16 protein-coding genes are annotated in these 23,737 nt (G+C 49.0%); 6 read left to right on the forward strand and 10 right to left on the reverse strand.

Annotation, left to right across the window (positions count from 1 at the left end; translation table 11 throughout):
- The first annotated feature begins 681 nt into the window (after positions 1-681).
- Complete coding sequence (locus Pan241w_RS19090; RefSeq protein ID WP_198000025.1) at positions 682-1,851, forward strand: porin; 1,170 nt, start codon at positions 682-684, stop codon at positions 1,849-1,851.
- 41 nt (positions 1,852-1,892) lie between these two features.
- Here Pan241w_RS19090 and Pan241w_RS19095 read toward each other — a convergent pair whose 3' ends face one another.
- From Pan241w_RS19095 to Pan241w_RS19125, 7 genes are all read right to left on the reverse strand, one after another.
- Positions 1,893-2,888, reverse strand: coding sequence for a cation diffusion facilitator family transporter (locus Pan241w_RS19095; RefSeq protein WP_145218907.1), 996 nt, complete (start codon positions 2,886-2,888; stop codon positions 1,893-1,895).
- Between the two features lie 195 nt (positions 2,889-3,083).
- Complete coding sequence (locus Pan241w_RS19100) at positions 3,084-4,250, reverse strand: M24 family metallopeptidase (RefSeq protein ID WP_145218909.1); 1,167 nt, start codon at positions 4,248-4,250, stop codon at positions 3,084-3,086.
- Between the two features lie 437 nt (positions 4,251-4,687).
- Entirely contained in the window at positions 4,688-6,424 is a 1,737-nt protein-coding gene (locus Pan241w_RS19105) for a TIGR03545 family protein (RefSeq protein WP_145218911.1), read from the reverse strand.
- Positions 6,421-6,933 carry a TIGR03546 family protein gene (locus Pan241w_RS19110; RefSeq protein WP_145218913.1) on the reverse strand — a complete coding sequence of 171 codons (513 nt, stop codon included), beginning with the start codon at positions 6,931-6,933 and terminating at the stop codon, positions 6,421-6,423. The genes Pan241w_RS19105 and Pan241w_RS19110 overlap by 4 nt, the downstream gene beginning before the upstream one ends.
- Before the next feature lie 251 nt (positions 6,934-7,184).
- Positions 7,185-7,580, reverse strand: a complete 396-nt coding sequence (crcB, locus tag Pan241w_RS19115) for a fluoride efflux transporter CrcB (protein ID WP_145218915.1) — start codon at positions 7,578-7,580, stop codon at positions 7,185-7,187.
- Positions 7,581-7,629: 49 nt separating this feature from the next.
- The gene (locus Pan241w_RS19120; RefSeq protein ID WP_145218916.1) at positions 7,630-8,838 is read right to left on the reverse strand and encodes an outer membrane protein assembly factor BamB family protein; all 1,209 of its coding nucleotides are present in this window, start codon (positions 8,836-8,838) and stop codon (positions 7,630-7,632) included.
- Positions 8,839-8,898: 60 nt separating this feature from the next.
- Positions 8,899-10,044, reverse strand: a complete 1,146-nt coding sequence (locus tag Pan241w_RS19125) for a hypothetical protein (protein WP_145218918.1) — start codon at positions 10,042-10,044, stop codon at positions 8,899-8,901.
- A gap of 294 nt (positions 10,045-10,338) precedes the next feature.
- Between Pan241w_RS19125 and trpD the strand changes: the two genes are divergently transcribed.
- On the forward strand, positions 10,339-11,361 hold the full coding sequence (trpD, locus tag Pan241w_RS19130) for an anthranilate phosphoribosyltransferase (RefSeq protein ID WP_145218920.1): 1,023 nt from the start codon (positions 10,339-10,341) through the stop codon (positions 11,359-11,361).
- 190 nt (positions 11,362-11,551) lie between these two features.
- Complete coding sequence (locus tag Pan241w_RS19135) at positions 11,552-12,025, forward strand: DUF2203 domain-containing protein (protein WP_145218922.1); 474 nt, start codon at positions 11,552-11,554, stop codon at positions 12,023-12,025.
- A gap of 30 nt (positions 12,026-12,055) precedes the next feature.
- On the opposite strand, the gene Pan241w_RS19140 is transcribed toward Pan241w_RS19135, so the two are convergent.
- Both Pan241w_RS19140 and Pan241w_RS19145 read right to left on the reverse strand, forming a co-directional pair.
- Positions 12,056-13,420 carry a sulfatase-like hydrolase/transferase gene (locus tag Pan241w_RS19140; protein ID WP_145218924.1) on the reverse strand — a complete coding sequence of 455 codons (1,365 nt, stop codon included), beginning with the start codon at positions 13,418-13,420 and terminating at the stop codon, positions 12,056-12,058.
- 152 nt (positions 13,421-13,572) lie between these two features.
- On the reverse strand, positions 13,573-15,621 hold the full coding sequence (locus tag Pan241w_RS19145) for a prolyl oligopeptidase family serine peptidase (protein ID WP_145218926.1): 2,049 nt from the start codon (positions 15,619-15,621) through the stop codon (positions 13,573-13,575).
- Between the two features lie 539 nt (positions 15,622-16,160).
- On the opposite strand from Pan241w_RS19145, the gene Pan241w_RS19150 reads away from it, so the two are divergent.
- Entirely contained in the window at positions 16,161-17,921 is a 1,761-nt protein-coding gene (locus Pan241w_RS19150) for a DEAD/DEAH box helicase (RefSeq protein WP_145218928.1), read from the forward strand.
- Between the two features lie 86 nt (positions 17,922-18,007).
- On the opposite strand, the gene Pan241w_RS19155 is transcribed toward Pan241w_RS19150, so the two are convergent.
- Complete coding sequence (locus tag Pan241w_RS19155; RefSeq protein WP_145218930.1) at positions 18,008-19,504, reverse strand: hypothetical protein; 1,497 nt, start codon at positions 19,502-19,504, stop codon at positions 18,008-18,010.
- A gap of 486 nt (positions 19,505-19,990) precedes the next feature.
- On the opposite strand from Pan241w_RS19155, the gene polA reads away from it, so the two are divergent.
- A complete protein-coding gene (polA, locus tag Pan241w_RS19160; RefSeq protein WP_145218932.1) occupies positions 19,991-22,699 on the forward strand; it encodes a DNA polymerase I in 2,709 nt (902 codons plus the stop codon).
- Positions 22,700-22,997: 298 nt separating this feature from the next.
- Positions 22,998-23,630: a dephospho-CoA kinase gene (gene coaE, locus Pan241w_RS19165; protein ID WP_145218934.1), complete on the forward strand. Its 633-nt coding sequence runs from the start codon at positions 22,998-23,000 to the stop codon at positions 23,628-23,630.
- Positions 23,631-23,737 lie beyond the last annotated feature (107 nt).

Consider the following 23,737-nt stretch of genomic DNA (forward strand, 5'->3'; position numbering starts at 1 on the left):
GTATTCAATCTGCTCTCGATTCGTGTTTGAATTCACACGACTTCTTTTCGTAACCAACCACTGTTCTCTGCTGCCAAGCTGACGACAATAATTTGGGTAATTCAGGACCGAAGTTAACGTTTACCACCGAGAATCACTGTTAAGACATCACTTAACAAATAATTAGTTTCTGCATGTTGGACCATGTAAACCGAAAAAAGGAGAAGAAGAGCGATTCTGTCTCTCAAAAGGCAGAACCTCCTTTCTAACAGGCAGGCAATAAAAATACTTATTTTTAAATAACTTATAGTTTTCAATTCCATCATCTCCGCCAGAGGAAGCCGTTCCACCGATGCTGAAATGAGAGAATTGTTCAGGCACTCGATGAACAACAGAACTATCGTTCATATGCCAAGCTATAACAAAAGTTGGAATAAGATGCACATAAATAAAATCTCACAATGGATTGTGGTTATAGTTGCTCTTTGTACGCCTGGTTTAAGTCATGGGCAGGATTACCAAGTCGCGCAGACGGCTTCTCCGGACTACGTACCAACCGAAGATCAAACTGTATATCAACCAGTTTCGATGACTTATTCAGAGACGACCACATGCAGCCCCGATCAGGCGTGTGCTGAGAGTTGCGTGGATCAAATTTGCCTGCCAGAATGCCAATGTTGCAATTTCCTCGATCAGTTTCTGATGAATAATTCTCCCATTTATCCCTCAATGAAGTCCCAACGGATTCAAATGGGTGGCTGGATCGATCAAGGTTTTACCGGGAATTTCCAGAAACCTTCCAACAATTTCAACCTGCCGGTGACATTCAATGACCGTTCCAATGAATATCAGATGAACCAGCTGTATCTGTTCATGGAACGAGCCGTTGATTTTGGCGGCGATCAACTGGACTGGGGTTTCCGCGCCGACTTACTCTATGGTACCGATTACTTTTATACCACTGCCCTGGGACTCGAAACCCACGCAGACGGTTCTCCCCACTGGAATAGTGGAGATGGTCCTCGTCGCATTGGCACCAACACTTATGCCATGTATGGGCTTGCGATGCCTCAACTTTATGCCGAGCTTTATGTTCCCTGGCTGGAAGGTGTGAGTATCAAAGCAGGTCACTTCTACACACCGATCGGATATGAAAAAGTAACCGCACCGGATAATTTCTTCTATTCACACTCTTATACCATGCAATACGGTGAACCCTTCACCCACACCGGTATTCTGGGAACCTTCCAGGTGAATGAGCAACTTCAACTGCTGGCAGGTGTCGCTCGTGGCTGGGATGCATGGGAAGATCCGAATGACGATGCCGAATTACTGGCTGGAATCGGCTGGGTTAGCAGCAATCAAGCGACCAACATCAATCTTACTTTGTCCTCTGGCGATCAGGACGTTGCTGCCGACGCCAGTGCGAACCGTACCATTATTAGTTTCGTTCTGTCCCATCAACTCAATGATTGTCTGACCTATGTCTTCCAGAGTGATTTCGGAATTCAGGAAAACGGGAATATCAATCAGGCATTCCAACTCTCGCCGGCAAAATGGTACTCAATCAATCAATATCTGTACTATGATGTCTCTGAGACACTCGCATGGGGAGCCCGCTTCGAATGGTTCCGCGATCAGGATTTCTCAAGAGTTCTGCAATTAGCTCCCCCGTTTGCTTCAGGGGGCAATTACTTTGAATTGACGGTAGGAGCCAACTGGCGTCCTCACCCCTGTGTGACAGTTCGACCAGAATTACGATTCGACTGGTCTGACACCAGCGCCACAATACCGAATGTTCCAGGCCCTTACCGTAACTTCCAGTCAGATTATCAGGTCCTGCTGGGCGGTGACTTAATCATTCGCTTCTAAGAGGCGAGTTAAGAACGCTACCGGTAGCTGGAGCTTGTGTCTTAGTGATCGGCTTCATAATAAGGCTCGACATGCACCACCACTTCCCTTACCGTGGGCCAGTCGTGTTGAATCTGGTGTCGTACCTGTTGAGCCGTTAAGTGAGCCTGATCGACGGTTTCATTAGGATTGACTTCAATATCAATGTTCACGTGCGCGTCTGGGCCGGCAGTCTGAATTCGAACTTTTTCCACGTCGAGCACCCCTTCGACCTTCATCGCAGAGGCTTTTACCTGGTCGAAATATTTCTGATGGGGAATCTTATCCGTCAGTTCATGCAGATTCTCTCGGGCGGCGACCCATCCCAGGTAGACCATGATCACAGCCAGAATCATCGCTGTGATGTGATCGATTAGATGTCCATAGCTGGGAATCTGACTGGCGATAATCAAACCAAAGGCAGCCACAAAACTGGTGATGGCATCCACTCGATAATGATAGGCTTCGGCGATCATGGCTGAGCTTTTTTCTTGTTGGGCCATTCTCAATACCACGCGGCAGGTCAACTCCAGCAGAATCGCAGCAAACAGAGGAATTGTCCAACTGACCCAGCCAATCAGTTCCGACTGTGTATGACTGATGGCGGCAAACAGTTGATATCCGAACGTTCCCGTTCCCACAATCAGAATCAGAATGCCCAGTTGAAATCCGGCCAGAGGTTCATAGCGACCGTGACCGAAGGGGTGATCTTCATCGGGAGGCTGTTCTGCCAGTCGGATGGCAAACAGAATCGCCAGTGACGTAAAGACATCGGCACAACTCGCCAGCGCATCGACCAGCAGGACAGAGTGCCCCAGAAACCAGAGCCCGACCAGCTCCATCACAATCACAAACAGGCGAACCGAAATTCCCAGCCAGGCCACTTTGATCAGGCGTGCGGTTCTGCGACGGCGGACACGCGTAACATCAACTGATAATTCCAGCGCATCGGGGAAGACATCAAGCACAGGAGCCTGAGGCGGTAAATCGGGTTGCCCTGATGGATCGGACGCTGCCATGAGAGTGTTAACACACCTAATGGAATGATAAGAATGACCGGGAGCAACATTATTTACCCCCGCGTGACTCGACTGACTCGGTTTCTGAAAACATCTTGATTCGAATCAGGAATTTTGACAAGACCGAACGTCGTGGAATGAAATATTCTTTATTGTTTTTTTAAATCCATCAACGCCAGCAAACATTCTCAAATCTCAATCGGGCAGGATCAGAATGTCGGGCAACGACATTTGATGCTCTTTGACCATAATCTTAGCGGTCGGCCACTGTTCCATCGGGGTGATCAGGATCGTTTGATCCTGTTCGATCAGAATTGTATCTCCCGTCATCGCCGGCCCCACAGAAGGATGCCAGAACGCTGCCATACCGGGTTTAAATTTGAAATCACTATTCAACAGAATGGACGTTTCTGCGGGCTGATAGCCGATGATATCTGCCTGATCAGCGTGCTGCCATTCATCAGGGCAATCATACTTTTCATAAATCCGTTTGACGCGATTCCAAGTATCGAACAATGCCCAATCTGGTTTGGAGAAATAGATCCCCGTTGCCTGCATCAACAAAGCCAGATGATGAGACTTGATAAAGCTGGAGGGTGGTTTTCCCAGCGCAACCGTTCGCGTCGCCGCGGCATGCAACCCATTTTGTGAGCCGACCGCTGAAATCACGCAGTAACGTTCCAGACGGTCTTCTCCGAAACCCCAGTGCCGATAGCGAATGCTCTGACCATCAACCATCACCTGTAAGCGTTTGGGGCTGACGCCGTGTTTTAACAACCGATGGGACAGACAGCCTGCGATCTCCTGTTCTGTCTGACCCTGTTCGACTCTGCGGGCAGTGGCTTCCACTGCGTGGGAGACGAGTTTGCCCAGAGTTCGAATACGTTCGCCTTCCAGTTCGGTGAAAGGAAAACGGAATGCTTTTAAATCAGCGGAAACATTTTGCGTCTGTTCCACGCCCGTATCGCTGGCGACTTTTCTTCCCTTGCAGAGATCTTTAATCAACTGTGATAATGGTTCATACCAGGGACGGGTTTTAATTTGAAAACCGAGACCGGGAATCGCACGGTCGAAGATCTGATTGGCGTCTACATTGCTGCAAGCGATCAGCCGGGCATCCTGGGTAATAAAGACAGCCGCACAACTTTCATTCGCTGATCCGGCGCGGGTCAAATCGGCTCCGGAAGTAAACCAGGCGATGTTTTCAGGAGACTGCAAGAGCAAAGCATCGAGTTGATTCTGTTCCAGAAAGTCGACGATCTGCTGCTGTTTGTAGTCAACATCGATTGCACGTCGTGGGTCGCTCGTGGGAATTTCTCCGGAAGAGATAGGTGCATTCGCATTGACTGCCACGATGGTCATAAAAGACTCCCGACTCGAATGTTTACAAACGACATCTCAAATACACGTAACAGACCCTTTGAAATTCGTATGTTTGACTGTTGATCTAATTACTGAGTTTTGTATCGAAAATTGTTGAAGTCAAGCGTTTCTCGTTGATCTCAACTAAGAAAGCCAAGTTTCGTCTCAATTGTTGCTACGATGTCATTTATCCGGCTGTTCCAAACCAGAATGTTTGCAAAGCAAGATGTGAAAAGAACGATGGTCTTGTGGACAGGAGGGTGCAGCCAGAACAGGCAAAATAAAGGCGAATAAAAGCTTCCTGCATCGCACTCCGTTCCCCATCTATTAATGATATCACAATGTGAGAGAAATCAAGGGGAATTTAACAGAACCAGCGGGTTCAATAAGACAAGATGTGGAGATTTTCACTGTTATTCAGTGAATGCGCGTTCCCGTTAGCGGAGTAGTCTACGAATATCCAAGGGACGGTTTGAGACTTTTTGAATGACCGCTTGTACTTTGGATTCCTCTTGTTCGAGGTTTGCAATGACGTCGGAATACTGGCGATTCAATGCTTGAACGAGTTGCTCCCGTTCCTGTCCCGCGAGTCGCTCAATCTGCTGAGCCATGTTCTGTTTTTGTTTCACTAATTGTGATTGGAACGCAAGCTTCAAACCCTGGGCGATTTTCTCTCCCAGTTCCGATTCCAGCCTGACTTCCGGTCGCTCATACGAACCGGAGCAATGCAGGGTCGCGGAAATAGTGTCAATCGACGCTAGTGTCTGCTGCACGATGCCCGCCATGACCTGATTCCCGGACTCAGATGTAGCGACTTCAAACCGAACCGGGCTCTGATTGAATTCAAGGCGGCATTGAAACTCACGCTCTCTTAACGTGACGTAAGATTTGCATTCGGTCTGGTCAGCAATTAAAGACAGTGACAGCTTGTCGGAATCTTCGAGCTTGATTTTTTTCTGGTGCGGCAATTGAAACAGAACGACAAACTCGTGTGTGGGATCCGCTTCATAAAATTTGAGATCTCCGGCGAATTTGATCTCGGCGTCTGCTTCGACCTGGGCCTGGAGATGAATCGGTTGCCGGTACAGGGAAGGAGAGGATGAAAGCTCTTTGATCAGTCCGACGAAGGGATACTTCTGCTGATCGACGCGAGCGTTTCCGCTTAAGCGGATTTTCTTGAACAGAATCTTCGGCAGCTCTGTGTCTCGACGAAAATCAATCCATTCGCCTTGCATCCGTTCCGGTTCCTGTTCGTCCCGTAGCGTTTTGACAGTTTCAAAAATCATGCCTGACCAACCGGAAATCTGTTCCAACTGCTGAGACAATTCCTCGCCGATCAATGCGTGCAAAATTTTCTGCGGGTCCGGTGAGACAGAATCCACCAGTTGATCGAGGTTCGCCAGATCCTGTTCCTTGGCCCGCTCAATTCGCAAATAATCCTGTTGTGCAATTTGAGGGAGAGCATTCAGTTCACTACGAATCTGCTTGCCTTCTCTGACCAGCAAGTCGACTCGCTCAGCCGACTCGGCATAGGTTTTGATTTTATCAATCGTCTTGCCATCCGCCGTCTTTACTTTGTTCTCGACGGAATCAATCTCCAATTTCACCTGCTTCAGACGCGTTTCATATTGGTCAAATCGCTGCTTCCATTCCTGCTGAATCGTCTTCGAAACACGCACGGTCTGCAGACGATTCGGGTCGAGCTGCTCGGCAGCCGAGTCTTTTAAAATACTCAGCCAGGATTTCCCTAACTCTTTTGATTTTTCACGAAAGCGACGGGAATCTAAAAAGAAACTGTTACCGGGATGACTGGAATCATTCTCCGAAAGTTCATCGGTTGCTGTACGGGGCGTATCAAACTCCATCCCGGAGATGGTTGCTTCTTCAACAATCAGATTTCGGTGCAACAGAGGTTTACCGGATAGTTTCAGTTCGACTTGATCGAAGGTCGCCAGATAGCTTTTATCCTTGCGGCTGGCAATCGCAATCGGGCCGGCCTTGATGGAAGGAGGAAAGAAGCCTGTCTGGAGGCTCACCATTTCTACTTTCGTACCGGTTAGCGATTCTCCCATCTGGACCAAGCCGGTCCGAATCAATGGATCAAAGGCGAAGGCAAAAAAGACCCAGAGAATGGCAGCCAGCGTAAATCGAGGGAGCAGGTAATTCCACTTCATGAGACTTCCCCGACAATCGTACCGACTTCCGTTCCCCAGAGTATTTTCACGATCCAATATTTTTTTAATTTCGCTGCCACCAGCGGCGTGTATTTTTCAAACTGAGGTTTTGAGAAATGAAACATCGGATAAAACAGCAACAGTCCCAGAATCAGACTGCCCATCACGATGGTATTGTTGAAATCAGTCCAGGGTGCCAGGGGCAGTTCATAAACTGACTGCCAGAAATTCTGAAATGGGGATGCCAGCAGAACGCTACGACCGATCAGATGACTTAACGGATCGAACAGTAAAGAAAGCCAGGAGAACAGAATTGTCGACAGGGAAGCCGAGCAAAGATTGACTTTAGAACTGGCGAGAATGAACAGCAGAACTACCGCAATCAAATTCTCTTTAGGTACCAGACCAATGACCATTCCCATACTGAAGCCGAGGGCCAACTGCCGGGGAGAAGAGGCGCTACTGAGCGCACTCGCAAGAAATCGCAGAGATCGAAGCCAATAAGACATGTTGAGGCGAACTCCGCTTTTAACCTGAAATTGAGGGATGAAAAAAAATTCTGCCCGCCTGATAAGGTCAGGCAGAATCCCCCCTGTTAGGATGTTTTATCGGCCCGTATAAACGTTCTCCTTAATCGTTATAACCAGAAAATCTTAACATTCACAAATTCCCCATATGCCAGTACAGAATGTGCACCGGAATAAGAAAAGGGATCAGCAAAGTCTGATATCTGAAGCTTTTTGGAGGGAAATAACTCGAATTACTTTTCGAGCCAGAACATGACCGAAGCCCAGCCCAACCAGACTGCAAAGAAGCCGACGACCAGATTTCCGGTGACATTGAACAGCGCGTGATGCAGTTCGGAATTCCTGAGCAAACTGACCGTTTCATGGCCGAAAGTCGAGAAGGTGGTCAGTGAACCCAGAAAACCGGAGATCAAAAATAGACTCGCATGCTCATGCACGGCCAATGAAGGATGCAGTTGTTTATGCGTGACGATCGCCATCAGAATTCCAATCAACAGACAACCGGTGGCATTCACGAGAAACGTTCCTGCCGGAAACCCCGGATATTTCCTCCACATGAATTCCGAGATGCTGTAGCGCGCGATGGCACCGACAAAGCCTCCTAACCCGACAGCCAGCAATTGTGACACAAATCAGTCCTTTACTCAGTCATAATTGACGCGAAACGTGAGCAGCCTTTTATTTGGAAGAGATTTTCCAGAGATGTTTGTCACTACGAAGAAAGAGCGAGTTGTCTGCAATTGCCGGTGTTGCCAGAATCGTTTCTTTCAGATCGATTTCCCCGGTGAGTTCCCCCTTCTCTTCTCCTAATTGCACGACCTGCAATAACCCTTTTTCACTGACCAGATACAGATGATTGGCGGCGGCAATCGGTGTTGCACTGAAAGGGCCTTTTAAACGCAGTCTCCAGACGACATCGCCATTTTCCGGATTCGCACAGGTCAAAACCCCCGCGCGATTCACTGTATAGACCCGCTTTTGATAAAAGAGCGGACTGGCGGTAGAGGGAGACAGTTTCTGTTCCGACCAGAGTACTTTAGGAGGCTCGCTACTGGAACCGGGGGCCAACGCGGTCAATCCTTTAGAAGGAACATACAGCACATTATCCCCGACTGTGGTTGAGGGAATACGACCGGCGCCCTCTTCGTACTTCCAGGCGGTTTCGCCCGTTTCAGGATAGATGGCATCGACGCCATCATTCGACTGCAGCAATACCAACGTTTCGCCATCACCTGCTGCCTTCAGAATCGCGGGCGAAGTCCAGTTGGCGACGCGCGGACGTTTGATTTTCCAGCGGGCGATACCGGTTTTGACATCCAGGCCTGTTGTGAAGGAATCATCATCATTCTCGACGGGTACGATTAACGTTTCCCCGACGACAACGGGTGATGAAGCCATTCCCAGACTGTTACTGGCATTGGGGAAATCGTGAGACAGCCCACGAATCCAGAGTAGATTGCCATCCAGATCGAGGCACACGACGTCGTTACTGGAGAAGGTCGCAAAGATTCGCTTACCATCGCTGGCCGGCGTCGGCGTTGCGACACACATTTTCGAATGGCACTGTGTACGCCCTGTCGCCCAGAACTGACGTTCCCAGAGACGTTTCCCTGTTTTGACATCAAAACACATGACGTGCAGCTGATCCTGCTTGAATCCCGTCGTACTGGTGATAAACACCTTATCGCCAACGATGATGGGACCTGAAGCCCCACGTCCTTCCAGGTCGGCAGTCCAGGCAATGCTTTCCTGATCCACTTTTGAAGGGGGTGCATCGGACGTGGCCACATTATTCGTTAACGGCCCGCGAAACTGAGGCCAGTCGGCTCCACAACACAAACCAACGGCGATCAGGGGCAGCAGTAATTTAAGAGATTCGTTTTTCATCAGTTCATCCTTTTCAGGAAAGAAGCGTATCAAACTATGATTTGGGAATGAGAACGCACGTTACGGACTGAGTTGAGTGGTTGACTCGGGCTTTTGTGAAAGCACACCCGTTCCCGAAGGACGCGCAATGCGGAGCTGAAACTGATAGCGCTGTGCCCAGCTTTCGGTTTGCTCGTTCTGACAGAGCTTGAGCAGGATCACATTCTTGCCGGGTTTAAATGTCACAGGTACACTGTATTGATCCAGCACCATTCCGCGGTGATATTCGTTGCGGGCAAACAGTAACTTGCCGTTCACCCAAATTTTCCAGGCGTTGGGCGTGCCCAGACGAATCTCCAGCGATTGTTCTTCCGGGCTATAGAAATCAGCGGTGCAGTACATCACAGCCCCCTTGTAGGGAGAAATCGACTTGGCAATGTCAAAGATGCCATAATCGTCTTCGGTATTTACCGACTTCCATTCGACCTTACCCTCTTTCCCTTCGAACTTTGATGTGAGATCGATTTTTTCTTCTGGTGCGTAAACCGTGTCATAGCCTTTTTTGTCGCTATTATCGAACGGGCCGACAATCATCCAGTCAGACAGAAAACCAAAGTGTTTCTGCAGATCAATTTTCTGGCCCAGCGTTCGTAAGGGTTTCACAATGGCTTTGACCTGGTCATCATCGGTCGCACCACTGAGTGCCTGCTGATAGACTTTTTTGGCCTGATCCTTCTTGCTGGCTTTCTCCAGACTTTTGGCTTCGTCGATCAAGCGTTGCACAGCGTCGCGGCGGAGTGTGACACTGGGATCATTGATCATGCCGGGGATCAACCGATCTTCGGCTTTGGGATCAACTTTGATCAGAGTTTCATAAGCCAGACGTCGTGCCCGCGGATTCTTAGATTTGTCCAGAATGAATTTTTCCAGCTGGTCGACGGGAAGTTTGTTCTGCTTGATGGCGTTGGCCGCGATGGTTTCAAATGCACCACGCAGCCAGTTGACGGCCAGCGGATTGGCTCCTTCAAAGCTGTTCAGAATCGGAATCAAAGCCGACGCGTCCGCCTGGGATAGTTGCTTCACAGCTTTGGAGGCAGCAAGATTTCCCTGACCTTCTTTTTGAACCAGTTTGATTTGGGCAATGTCTTGCTTAACGTCATATGCCTGAAGTGTCGTCAGCGAACTGAAAAGGAACATGAGGCAGAGTAAAAAACGGCTTCGCTTCATGGGAGTCTCCTGAGGTTCTTCGAAGTTATCAGAATGATCCTCTGAAGGCGGGAGGATCAGTGTGGAATCGAACGTCGTACGAGGTTGGATTGTACCAATCTGCAATCAGTACCGACAAGTATGACAGGAAACTTATGAGTGATTCAAGTCTGGAAAATGAGATTGGGACGATGTTTAAATAAAATTAACTTCCTGTATATAACCAGTAAACGTTGGCTGAATCTTGTCTGTGATCTTGTTATAATTTTTGTCTGTTACCAGATAAACCGCTTTTGAGTCTTTGGATTTTCGTAGATGTCGACAGTTTTAAAAGAAACCCTGGATCGATTACTTCAAGGCGAAAGCCTGGAGAGTGAGGCAGCGTACGAGGCGATCGCTTCCATCATGCGTGGTGAATGCAGCGAAGTGCAAATCGCGGCACTTTTGACGGCATTGCGGATGAAAGGGGAAACCTCTGACGAACTGGTCGGTGCAGCGCGGGCAATGCATGAACGGGCTCTAGCGATTCCCACTCAGACAACCGGATTGCTGGATACGTGTGGAACGGGAGGAGATCAACTCCATACGTTCAATATCAGTACCGCCGTCGCGATCGTAGCGGCCGCAGCCGGGATTCCCGTCGCGAAGCACGGTAACCGGAGTGTCTCCAGTTCCAGTGGTTCTTCTGACGTGCTGGAAGCATTAGGGGTCCGACTCGACCTAACACCTGAACAAATAGGTCAATGTCTGGAAACAACAGGAATTGGCTTCTGTTTTGCCCCCCTGTTACATTCGGCGATGAAGTATGTGGCCCCCGTGCGCCGGGAACTGGGAATTCGCACCATCTTCAATTACCTCGGGCCTTTAACGAATCCAGCGAGTGCGGAATACCAGTTATTAGGTGCAAACTCGGGACAGGCGGCCGAAAAAATAGCTCAAGCCTTATTAAAATTAGGTCGAAAACATGCATTGGTTGTCTGTGGGAACGGAGAACTGGATGAGATCAGCCTCTGGGGAAAAACAACAGTTTATGAAATTACCGGCTCCGAATTACGTCAATTTGAATGGACAGCCGCTGATTTCGGATTATCGGAATGTGACGTAAGTCAGTTAGTCGTCAAGTCCTCAGAGCAAAGTGCTCAGATCATTCTGGATGTCTTTCATGGTGAACAGGGAGCAGCACGCGATATGGTCGTGGCCAATGCCGCAGCTGCCTTATTGGCAGCGGAAAAGGCTTCAAATCTGGAGCAAGCTGTTCAAAAAGCCTCTGAATTGATCGATGCAGGAAAAGTATTCGAAAAACTCAAACATCTCATCGAGTTTACCAGTAAAATATAAGGAGAATGAATATTTAGGATTTCTGTCAGGTCATGGGAAAATACACGTCTCTTCGTTTGTGTTGACTTGCCGAATCTGAACATCCTCTTATAATTCTTCAAAACTATGACAATTCAAACAGGAACACTCAAAAGAGCAATCTCGCTACTTAAGTGATTGTTTTCTGTGATTAAGAAATAAAGGTCTCATCATGAATGCTGAAGCACAACGCAAGCTGATTTTCACACCTGAAGAGGCCAATCTTCGTTTACCACTCGTGCAGGCGATCGTCAAAGACATCGTCGAGTTATATCAAAACCTGCATGATCGCCAGGAACGCATCACCGAAATCAAACGCTTGCCTGGTGCGTCCGCCCGTGACGAAGAGTCTGCTTACAGCGAAGAACTGCTCCAGGCTGAGGTTGATATCGAAAACGATATGGAACAACTCAAAGCCTATGTCACCGAGTTGTTGGAACTGGGTGTCGAACTGGAAGACCCGGCTCTGGGCGTGGTGAACTTCCCTGCCCTGCGTGATGGCAAAGAAATCTATCTTTGCTGGAAACTGGGAGAGGAAGAAGTATCTCACTGGCATACGCTGGACGAAGGCTTTTCCGAACGACAGGTGCTGTTTGAAGAATCGTTAAATCATGATAACGAAAACAGCGATGAGCCACTGATGTAATCCGCGGCTTTTAGAAAGCCGGTACCCGTTTTATTTTGTTGTTGCTTCGCGCTCCCACTCTTGATACGCCTGCGATAGTTCCGTCACGATCTGCGGGTACTTTGCGGCGACATTGTTCGTTTCGCCCAGATCCTGCTCAAGATCAAAAAGCATGAATGACTGTTTCGGTTTTGTTCGTAACAGTTTCCACTTGCCTCTGCGTACGGCGCTATAGTTGCGATACTGAAAAAAGAACATGCGGGGCGTCGCGGTTTCTGGTGCTTCGAGTACGGGAAGCATATTCTGTCCATCCAGTTTCCGGTCGGTAGGAAGCGTGCCCCCTGTCAGTGAGACCAACGTCGGCAGAATATCCAGGCTGATCAGCGGGGCGTCATTCACCGTTCCCGCTTTGATATGACTTGGATAGCGTACGATTGCAGGAACGCGAATTCCCCCTTCCCATAAGGTCACGCCTCCATCGCGCAACGGTTTATTACTGGCGACTTCCAGGCCCCGATCCTTGAGCATGAACGCGCCATTGTCCGAGTACCAGATCACAATCGTATTTTCGCTGAGCCCGCTTTGTTCCAGCTGTTTCAGAACCCGACCGATGGCAGTATCGAGTGCAGTGACAACGGCGCGGTAGCGTTCCTGCGGATTTTTCGTTTGCGGCGAATAGCCGTAGGCGGCAAATGCACTATCGGGCGCTTGCCATTCATTCCCTTGTCCCGGCTGCTTATTCCGTTTGCTGGGAAAATGGGGGGCATTGAAGGGGAGGTAGATGAAAAATGGTCGCTGACGATTGGCGGCAATGAAGTTGCAAGCTTCGTCGGCGAATAAATCGGTTGAATACCCTTCCACGAAGACTTCTTTTAAGCCGCGCCACAAATCGTGCCGACCGGCGTAGTAATGATGATAATAGTCAATATTACCGGCTGCGAAACCGAAGAACTCATCAAAGCCCCGCTCTGTCGGGCGACTGCCGGGTGAAAAACCGATATTCCATTTCCCAAAGCAAGCCGTGCGATAACCCTGTTTTTTCAGGTAACTCGGGATCAGCAATTCACTCTGCCTCAAGCCATCCGCGTAATTTTCATCCGCGCTTAACTGGTGATTCAGTCCGATGCGTTGCGGATAGCGGCCGGTCATCAAGGTGGCCCGGGAAACCGTACATGTCGGCGAGGCGGTATAAAAATCGGTCAGTTTGACCCCCTGCTTTGCTAACTTGTCCAATTGCGGCGTCTTCATCACGGGATTGCCGTAGCATCCCAGGTCGCCGTAACCCAGATTGTCGGCTGTGATCAGCAAAATATTCGGGCGTTGTCGTGTCTGCTTTTCTTTTGCAGAAATCGGACTAAGAGAAAACAGAGCAAGCAAACAAACTACGACCAAGAAAGAAAACAGGCGGCGATACATTGAAGATCCTCTAATCAGTTGCAAGACAGGGCGTCATGATTTTTCAGGAACGAGCAGCGAGCAAGACGTCTTTTCGTTCCTCTTCATCTGAACAATTTCAACGGCCGCTGTCAATCAAAGGGCTCTGATCGCAATTGCTTGAAACCACTTCGCTAAGCGAGCTGTTGCATTAAATACAGATACTCCAGCGAACTGAGCATCGCTTCCTGCTTCTGGTTTGCGGTTCCTTTGTGGCCCCCTTCGATATTCTCATAATAATAAAAATCGTAGCCCATCTGTTCCATGCGGGCAGCCATTTTACGGGCATGCCCCGGATGCACGCGATCATCTTTGGTCGAGGTAAAGAAATAGACCTTGGGATAAGCTTGCCCCTCTTTCAAATTCTGCAGAGGCGAGTACTTCTGCAGATAGGCCCACTGTTCGGGCAGATCGGGGTTTCCGTATTCCGCCATCCAGCTGGCACCAGCCAGAAGCTTGTTAAAACGCTTCATGTCGAGCAAAGGCACGCCACAAACGATGGCGTTGAACAGTTCCGGGCGTTGCGTAAATGCGACTCCCATCAACAGCCCACCATTACTGCGGCCCATGGCGCCATAATGCTTGGGGGCACTGAAGCCGCGACTCTGGACCGCTTCGGCAACCGCGTAAAAATCATCAAACGCACGCTGACGATTTTCCAAGAGAGCAGAATCATGCCAGCGGGGACCATATTCACCGCCGCCTCGAATGTTGGCCAGCACATACGCCCCCCCTTTTTCCAGCCAGAGTTTCCCTAACAGCGGGCTGTAATGGGGCAGAATCGAAATCTCAAAGCCGCCGTAGCCATACTGTAGTACCGGAGTCGAATGATCGAGCTTGATATCTTCCCGGTAGACAATGAAATACGGGACGTCGGTTCCGTCCTTGCTGATGGCAAAATTTTTCTCGACCTTCAAACCACTGGTATCGAATCGTGCGGGAGTTGATTGAATTGGTTCCTCGACTTCTTTTGAAAAATCGACGTAATACAGCGTACTTGGTTGCAGAAAACCGTCGCGGGACATCAGCAGATGATTGCTGTTACTGTCAGAAGAGTGAATGGAGATGACATCGTTCTCTCCCCAGGGAATCAATCGTCCCTGCCATTTGTTTTCATTGAATGTAAATTCCCGAATCTGGCTCGAAACATGTTCGATCCCGGTAATGTAGACTGCATCTTTGGAACACCGGACCTGTGAAACGGTGCCCACCTCGCCCGGATCAAATAGAGGCAGGACCTGATTAATCTCGCCTGTCTGTTGAAAATCGGTTAACGAAAAACTGACCAGAGCGCCAGGCTGATAGCCGCGCCATTCTTCTTTCAATTCAATCAGCACCTGATCCTGAAACAGCCCCGATATGCTGGCCTTCTTGGGAAGTGGCAGTTGTTTCAATTCCCCTGTCTCTAAAACCAGGTAGAAACTGAAATGATAAAAATCGTGTCCGCGCAAGACGAAACAGACCTGCCGTTCGCCGTGGTGGAGATCGATGGGATAAATAAAGGTTTCCTCCATGCCTGTTTCCAGCAGTGTTTTGGCTGCTGAGAGAGGTGTCCCTCGCTTCCAACGTTTGAGGATGCGGGCATAGCCGGAGGTATTCATACTCCCTTCCCCCCAATCGGTGGCGATCAAGAGATGATCCCGGTTCTCCCAGCAAAGATTGGTTTTTGCAAGTGGTACTTCGAAACCCTCTTTGACAAATGACTGAGAAGGAACATCAAACTCTCGATAGACGGCAGTATCGGTGCCCCCCGGGGCAAGCTCAATGATGCAGCGATCGTAGTCAGGGGCCAGGCAATCGACGCCTTTATAAATCCAGTTCTCGTTTTCGTCTTTTGCCAGTTGGTCAATATCCAGCAGAGTTTCCCAGTCTCGCTGTTTGCTTCTGAATTTTGCGAGACTCGTTCGCCGCCAGATGCCCCGTACGTGTTCCTTATCCCGCCAGAAGTTATAGACATACTCACCACGTAGTGTGCCATAAGTAATACGATCGGAGGCGGTCAGAATCTGCAAGGCTTCCTGCTCATACGCTTGATATCGGGGATCACTGGTCAGGGCTTTCAAGGTGGTGTCATTCTGCTGCCTGACCCAGTCTAGAGCCTGCTCGCCTTCAATCTCTTCCAGCCAGAGTAATGCCTCTTCCTGATTCGTGTTGTTCTCTGCAGGGCGGTCCAGTGAATCCATGTTAAAACTCCGTTGGGGAAGGGCCTATGATCGAGTCTGCTGGTATTGTAGATGAAAACTTGAATCGGTCTTAAGAGATCGGAACGAATTTGTCATATTTTTCTGAAGAACCGCCTGTGAAATCAGATATTATTCGAAATACTGAAAAGGGGACGTGCAATGAAACCGGGTCATTGGTATAATTCCCGATGTTGAGTAGTCAAAAAATATCAGGTTCACAGGAAGAATCCCTGATTTAATTTTGACTGATCTCCAGAATCTCTTTTATAAAGAATACGCTGTTTGCGGTTCTTTTCGTGTTGTTTTGGCTACTTTTTGCCGAATTCCCTGATCGGGATTCCGCGATTGAGGGTAGCAGTTGGGTGATACGAAGCAGAGCTTCGAGGAGAGCTCTTTTCAGGTCATAACCTGAAAATGAATCCCTGAGTCCGGAATGGCCGACTCTCACCTGTATCTTTTTTTCGCACGAGCAATTTCTATTTTTAACACGACGTATACGCCCAGCCTCCCGGCTGAAGGTTCGTCGAAAGGTTCAACGTATGTCAACGGATGCCCCATCACAGGCAAAATTTACGGATTTAGCACTCTGTCAGCCCGTTCTGGACTCGCTGGAAGAGCTGGGATACCAGACCCCGACTCCGATTCAGGCACAGACGATTCCCTACTTACTGGAAGGACGTGATCTCGTTGGTCAGGCCCAGACTGGTACAGGGAAAACCGCTGCTTTTGCACTCCCTTTACTCTCGAAAATCGATCTGGATGTCAAAGCACCACAGGTATTAGTGCTCGCCCCCACGCGGGAACTGGCAATTCAGGTCTCCGAATCATTTAAGCAATATGGCTCGAAACTGAAAGGCCTGCAGGTCCTTCCGATCTACGGCGGCGCTGACTTCAAAAGCCAGTTACAGCCTTTAAAACGAGGGGTCCACGTCGTAGTGGGAACCCCCGGCCGTGTAATGGACCATATGCGTCGCGGCACACTCAAAATGGACAACTTGCGTTGTCTCGTGCTGGATGAAGCCGACGAAATGCTACGAATGGGCTTTATTGATGATGTGGAATGGATACTGGAACAGACACCGGATAATCATCAAACCACACTGTTTTCGGCGACCATGCCCGAAGCCATCCGGCGGATTGCAGTGACCTATCTGCAATCGCCAGAAGAAATCACCGTCAAAGTCAAAACCAGAACCGCTGATACCATTAATCAACGGTACTGGCTGGCGAAAGGCCATCATAAGCTGGATGCTTTGACCCGCATTCTGGAAGCGGAAGAAATTGACGGCGTACTCATCTTTGTACGAACCAAAACAATTACCACGGAATTGTCTGAAAAACTGGAGTCGCGCGGATTCCTCGCTGCTCCTTTAAATGGCGATATCCCCCAGAAACAACGAGAGCGAACTGTAGGTCGGCTCAAAGCCGGGCATGTGAATATTGTCATCGCAACCGATGTTGCAGCCCGTGGGTTAGACGTGAATCGCATCAGCCACGTGATCAATTACGATTTACCAGGCGACTCAGAAGCTTATGTGCATCGTATCGGTCGTACGGGTCGTGCAGGTCGCACGGGTGAAGCAATCACCTTCGTTTCTCCTCGTGAAACACGATCACTGCAGAGCATCGAACGTGCCATCAAGCATAAAATTGAACGCATGGATCTGCCAGCGATCAGCAAAATCAATGAACGCCGCCAAGAGCGTTTCAAAGAATCGATCACGAAAGCCATGAAAGGGCCCGATTTCGAACTGTTCCAAAAACTGCTGGCCGAACATCAGGCCGAATCAGGCAGCTCGGAACTTCAAATCGCAGCCGCGTTGGCTTGCATGTATCAGGGAAAACGTCCTCTGTTCTTAACCGAGGCTCCTCCTCGAAAACAACGGGAAACATCATCTGGGCCAGGAAGAGACCATTCTCGCTCCGAGCGTCCCGAACGTCGTTTCCAGAAAGACAAAGAACGTCCCCGCAACCGAAAGCTCGAAGATGCCCCTGAAGAAGGCATGGAACGTTTTCGCATTCAGGTCGGTCACAGTCATGGAGTCAAACCGGGCAATATTGTCGGTGCGATTGCCAATGAGGCTGAACTGGACAGCCAATATATCGGCCGGATCAATATCTTTGACGACTACAGTACGGTTGATCTGCCGGAAGGCATGCCTCGGGATATCTTCCAATCTTTGAAAACCGTCTGGGTCTCTGGCCAGCAGTTACGAATTTCACGATTCGAACAGGCAGGCGCCTCAGCCAAACGAAAACGCTTTAAAGGCAAGCATAAGCACAAACAACAGAAGGTTTAACTTCTGCTGTTTGCTGTTTTGACCAGACCATAAAAAAACCGCGGTCGTGAATCACGACCGCGGTTTTTTGTTTTTCGATTTCGTTATTATTTGTTGTTTCCAAATGCCTTACTTGTCTGGCCTGAAGACGTCTGCTGTTTGAGACGCTTGCTACGAGTGAAGACCTGTGAAACAGCCCCTGAAGAGGAGGCATTCACACCCGTTTTCTTGGCACCTAACTTAATTTTGGAAGGCACACCAGAACCGGGCACAAACAGACGACGCTGTGGCTTGTATCCGATATAGCTCAAAAAGTCGTTAATTCCAATCACGCGAACCGCCTTCAGACGGGCTTCTTCGCGAATTTCTTTCATCTTAGAGATCAGCTCCAGCATTTTGTCACGTTGTTCATCAGTCTTTGCGGAGTCTACATCAGGAGTCTCACCGATCACGAGGAATTTGGTATGAACGGTCAAACCATTTCCGAGCCGTTCCCCGTTTTCTGTAACTTCGTTGTCGATCTTGGCGTTGGCATTTTCAATGATGCCACGCAGCAGATCCATGTCCGATTTTCCGTCTCCATCCAAATCGATGATGCCTGAGATGGCAAAAGTTTCTGGTCGGCCGACTCCCCAAAGAGGCGTATAAATTGGGTCGCCGGGGCTGATGGGCTGGTAAATGTCATCGCCAACAATCCGAGCTTCAGAAAGATGGGGACCAAGAATTTTGGTCACTTCAATGGCACCGATGATATCCTCTTCACCACGACCAATTCCCTGATGCGCTTTGCGATAGACGCTGAAAGTCATCCGCTTGGGAAGACGATCGGCTTCTCCCAGGTTGATCCAGACGACGCCCGTGCTGTTATCAACCGTACGGACGACACCATCTGGCTTTTCGAAGCTGACTTTCTGCACCTGATCCAGGCGGCTGCGAAGTGTATCAACCAGACCGGCATAGCGATTATTTTTGTTTTCGAGATCTTTAATCTTCTTCGCGTCTGTTTCACGCAATTGATCCAATTCGATCAGGATCTCTTCGTTTTCTTTCTGGAGAGCCGCAATTTGCTGATCCTTGGCAGAAACTTCTTCTTCTTTGATTTTCTGTGTATCCGCTAAATCTTTTTCAGAACTGTCGCGGGCCTTTTTGTGTTCATCGACGACTTTGTCCAACTCTCCCTTTAAGGCCAGGAATCTTGCTTCCAGTTCATTTTTAGCGGTCTGTTCCTGAGCGAGTTGGCTTTTGGTCTGATTCAGCTGACCAGACAACTTGATCAGTGTGTTCTTAATGGTTGGTTCAGCCAGCACAGCAGCATGGGTCTTGATATCCAGCTCCGTTGCACCAATTACGGTATTCGGAGTTTTGTTATCCAATCCGATATCATCCTGCTCATTGCCGAGCAATTTTTTAAGGGCCTGTAGTTCTTCGTCCAGCTTGCGGACTGCGGCACCATCCCGCTGCGAGTCCTTCTGGGCCTGATCCAACTTTACATTCGCTTCTGCCAGATCTTTATAACCCAGATAAGCGGCAACGCCACCAATCAATGTGGTCATGACAAAGAAGATGAGAGAAAAGTGAACAGCAGTTGGTTTACTGGCAGCCATGTTTTTAAACCTTAAGGATTTTTAAGTGACAATCAGGTGCGGATTGCACCGTGACGGTAATCGTCTGATGTGTAAAACCAGTTTAGGGTCGCTCTGGATCAGCCTTGATTCACTACAGGAAAGACAGATGAAATGAATCTGAAAATTCTGAAGAACCAGCATCCTGCCTTGTAATCCATTTTAAATGCTGAAAAAGCAGTGTCAAGAAGCTTTCTCATTCTATATCGAGTGCTGTCAATTGGTTTTACAATCGCTGGCAGGGTTGACCTCTCCAGAAAAGTACACAAACTATCAGTCATACGACCAAAGCAGCCGTCACTGATAAAAGATTTCAACGAGTTTTGAGTTCGACTTGCCTGTCGATGGCGATCAAGGCCTGTCTCTTCAATAATGAGCCTGATCCTGCAGACAAACTGTGGTGTTAGCCTCCGCATGTTTTCAATTTCGGCTATCTCTTTTCAGAATTTCAGGTAAAGCTAAATCTTTATGAAAGAAACACTTTACATCATTGATACGTTTTCTCTGGTATTTCAGGTTTTTCATGCTGTACCGGCCAACATGGCCAGCCCTACTGGTCAGCCCACCAATGCGATATTTGGTATCACTCGCGATATCCTTAATATCATTAAAACCCATTCGCCCGATTATCTGATCTTCGCCATGGATTCGAGCGGGCCGGGAACGAGAAACGAGATCTATCCGGAATATAAGGCAAACCGCAGTGAAATGCCCGAAGATCTCAAGCCTCAGATTCCGCATATCATGGATGTGGTCAAGGGATTTCAGGTGCCTGTCATCGATTGTCCGGGCTGGGAAGCCGATGACGTCTTTGCCACCATCGCCCGCCAGGCGAAGGAAAAGGGGATTGAAACGGTCATTGTGACCAATGATAAAGATGCCCGCCAGCTGATCAACGAGGCTGTGAAGCTCTATAATATTCGTAAAGACAAGTTCATGGACGCCAAAGCGGTCGAAGAGGATTGGGGCGTTCGCCCGGATCAGGTGATTGATTTTCAATCGTTGGTGGGAGACAGCGTCGATAATATCCCGGGCGTTCCTCTGGTCGGCCCGAAAAAAGCACAGACTTTGATTGAGCAGTTCGGCTCGCTGGAAGAAGTACTTGCCAACGCCGATCAGGCGAAAGGCCCCAAACTGCAGAAAAATCTGAAGGAATTCGCCGATCAGGCTCGCATGTCGCGCGAACTGGTCACTCTGAATACCGATCTGGATCTGGAAGTCGACTGGGAAGACTCGCGCTTAACACACCCCGATCGAGAGCGATTGCGCGAGCTGTTTCTCGAATTTGGATTCCGCCGCTTCGCCGATGAAATGAAGGAAGATTTCACACACAAGAGCGAACCGCAGGTTGCCGAAGAACGAGTTCAGGAAACGGTTGATACCAAACCGGCATTCGAAAAATTCCTGGCATTGCTGAAGCAGCAGGATGAATTTTGCGTCGACTTGGAAACGACCGGCTTAAAACCAGCCGAGGCCGAAATTGTGGGCTGGGCCATCAGTTGGCAGAAAAACCAGGGCTATTACATTCCCGTAGAAGGCCCCGCTGGTCAAAAAGCCCTTGATCCAGCATATGTTCTCGAACATCTGAAACCACTCCTGGAAGACCCGGAAATTCAGATTACGAACCAGAACATCAAATACGACATGGTCGTGCTGATGCGCGTGGGCGTATTTCTGCAGGGAGTCAGCATTGACCCGATGGTCGCCAGTTATCTGCTCAGTGCCGGGGAGCGCGGACACAGCTTGGATAAACTCTCCGAACGCTATCTACAACATACGATGATCCCAATCTCGGATTTGATCGGTTCGGGAAAACAGCAGAAAAAAATGTTTGAAGTCGATGTCGAAAAAGTAGCCGAATATGCGGTGGAAGACGCCGATATCGCCTGGCAGCTTTCGCGCATACTAAAAGAAGAACTCAAGCATGAAGGTCTGTGGGATCTCTACTGGGACCTCGAACGCCCATTGATTCCAATTCTGGCAGAGATGGAATTCACAGGCATCAAAATAGATAAGGCCGAGTTAAAGCAGCAAAGCGAGCAGCTTCAGGAGCGTCTGACCGAACTGATTGGCGAGATCTATGAAATTGCCGGCCATGAATTCAACATCGCTTCGCCGCTGCAACTGCGCACGGTTTTGTTTGAAGAGCTGAATCTGCCTGTCTTCAAGAAAACGAAAACCGGCCCCAGCACTGACCAGAGTGTTCTCGAGAAGTTAGCGCCGTTGCATGAACTGCCGGCTAAGATTACTGAGCATCGACATCTATCGAAACTGAAAAGCACTTACCTGGATGCCCTGCCCGATCTCGTTAATCCGGAAACGGGGCGGATTCATGCCAGCTTCAATCAGGTAGTCGCTGCGACAGGCCGATTAAGTTCCAGTGATCCCAACCTGCAGAACATTCCGATTCGCACGGAAGAAGGTCGCCAGATCCGCAAAGCCTTTATTCCGGAAAACGAAGACTGGCGACTGCTGTGTGCTGATTATTCGCAAATCGAATTACGGGTTCTGGCGCATCTAAGTCAGGACGAAGCGCTCAGCCAGGCATTCCGTGAAGGTGCCGACATTCATACTGCGGTCGCGTCTGACATCTTTCGCGTCTCCCACGACGACGTCGACAGCGACATGCGCCGCACCGCCAAAGCGGTCAACTTTGGTGTGATCTATGGACAAAGCCCGTTTGGATTATCAGAAGCAATCGGCATCCCGCAATCCGAAGCAGCTGGTTTTATCGACGATTATTTTGATCGTTATAGCGGCGTTCGAGAATTCCTCGATCAGATTCTGGAAGACTGTGCGAAGAATCATTTTGTGCGGACGATCTGTGGCCGAAAACGGGATATCCAGGGAGTGCGAACTGGTCTCCAGAAGCAACTGAACATGCCCGAACGAACCGCCATCAATACCGTGATTCAGGGATCGGCAGCTGACCTGATTAAGCAGGCCATGATCAATTTGAGTGAACGATTGAAACAGGAGCAACATCCAGGCCGCCTGTTGATGCAGATTCATGACGAACTCGTGTTTGAAGTCCCGGTTGCCGAACTGGTCTCGCTGAGTCATCTGGTCCGCGAAGAGATGGAGTCGGCAATGGAACTGGATGTCCCGCTGATTGTCGATATCTCATCCGGTTCAAACTGGCTCGAACAGACTCCGCTGGAGGTCTCCCAGGCCTGAACCTGTGATGATTATAGCAGAAATTCGCCCCCTCTCTATGATAGATCAATCGCCCCTGATATTTGAGTCAGAGTCGTCACATGGAAAAGTACAATTTTAAGGGGAAAATAGCGAAGTTTCCTTTTTTTTGTTGACAACCAGCATGCTATCGGTAACGATATTAATGCACGCCCATGTGTCTCATCTACCAGTTGCTAAGGGATTCAGCAATCATAAACCTCCTGTGTGGTAAGTTTCTGTTGCGAAGGAATGTGTAAGAAAACCATTTTCCACCAATGCAAGTTGTTTTAACCATCTTGTGTCTTGTCATACATTCATTCCCACAATTGCACTGATCGGAGGGATCGGGTCTGGCAAAAGTGCGGTAGCCAATAAAGTCAAAACTTTGCGATCTGTAAAGATAATTGATGCCGATCAAATCGGACATGAGATACTAGATTTTCCAGAAGTTCAGCAGAAAATTCGAGAGCAGTTTGGAACTGCGGTGTTCAATGAACAAGGAAAGATCGTCCGTTCCAACCTTGCCAAACTTGTTTTTGGAGACGAGAAACAACATCAGGAATCATTAAAGAAACTGGAAGAAATAGTCCACCCCCAGATTCATCGGAGACTTGAGCAGGAAATTTTGGCGGCCCGGTCTGAAGGACAGGTCGATGCAATCCTGGTTGATGCGGCTGTGATCTTGGAAGCGGGCTGGAAAGATTTGTGCGATCAGATCGTATTTATTGAGTGCCCTTTTGAGAAACGACTCAACAGAGTCACTCAGAACCGAGGCTGGTCGTCAGCAGAGTTGACAAAACGGGAAAAACATCAGCTGCCCCTCTCAGAAAAACGTAAACTAGCAAACGATGTGATTCAAAATGACCAGGATCTGGCTGCCGCCGGGCTGGCCTTATCCAGATTTATTGATGACTTAATTAAAACGAAATAAATTAAACAAATGACCGGACTCCGGATGTTCCAGTAACACCTGCGAGTCGAAAAGACAATTTCAAAGCAGGCTCATCCCAGATCGTATCATAAATACCCACTGATGCT

Origin of the sequence: Gimesia alba (genome assembly GCF_007744675.1) — a bacterium.
GTDB lineage: Bacteria > Planctomycetota > Planctomycetia > Planctomycetales > Planctomycetaceae > Gimesia > Gimesia alba.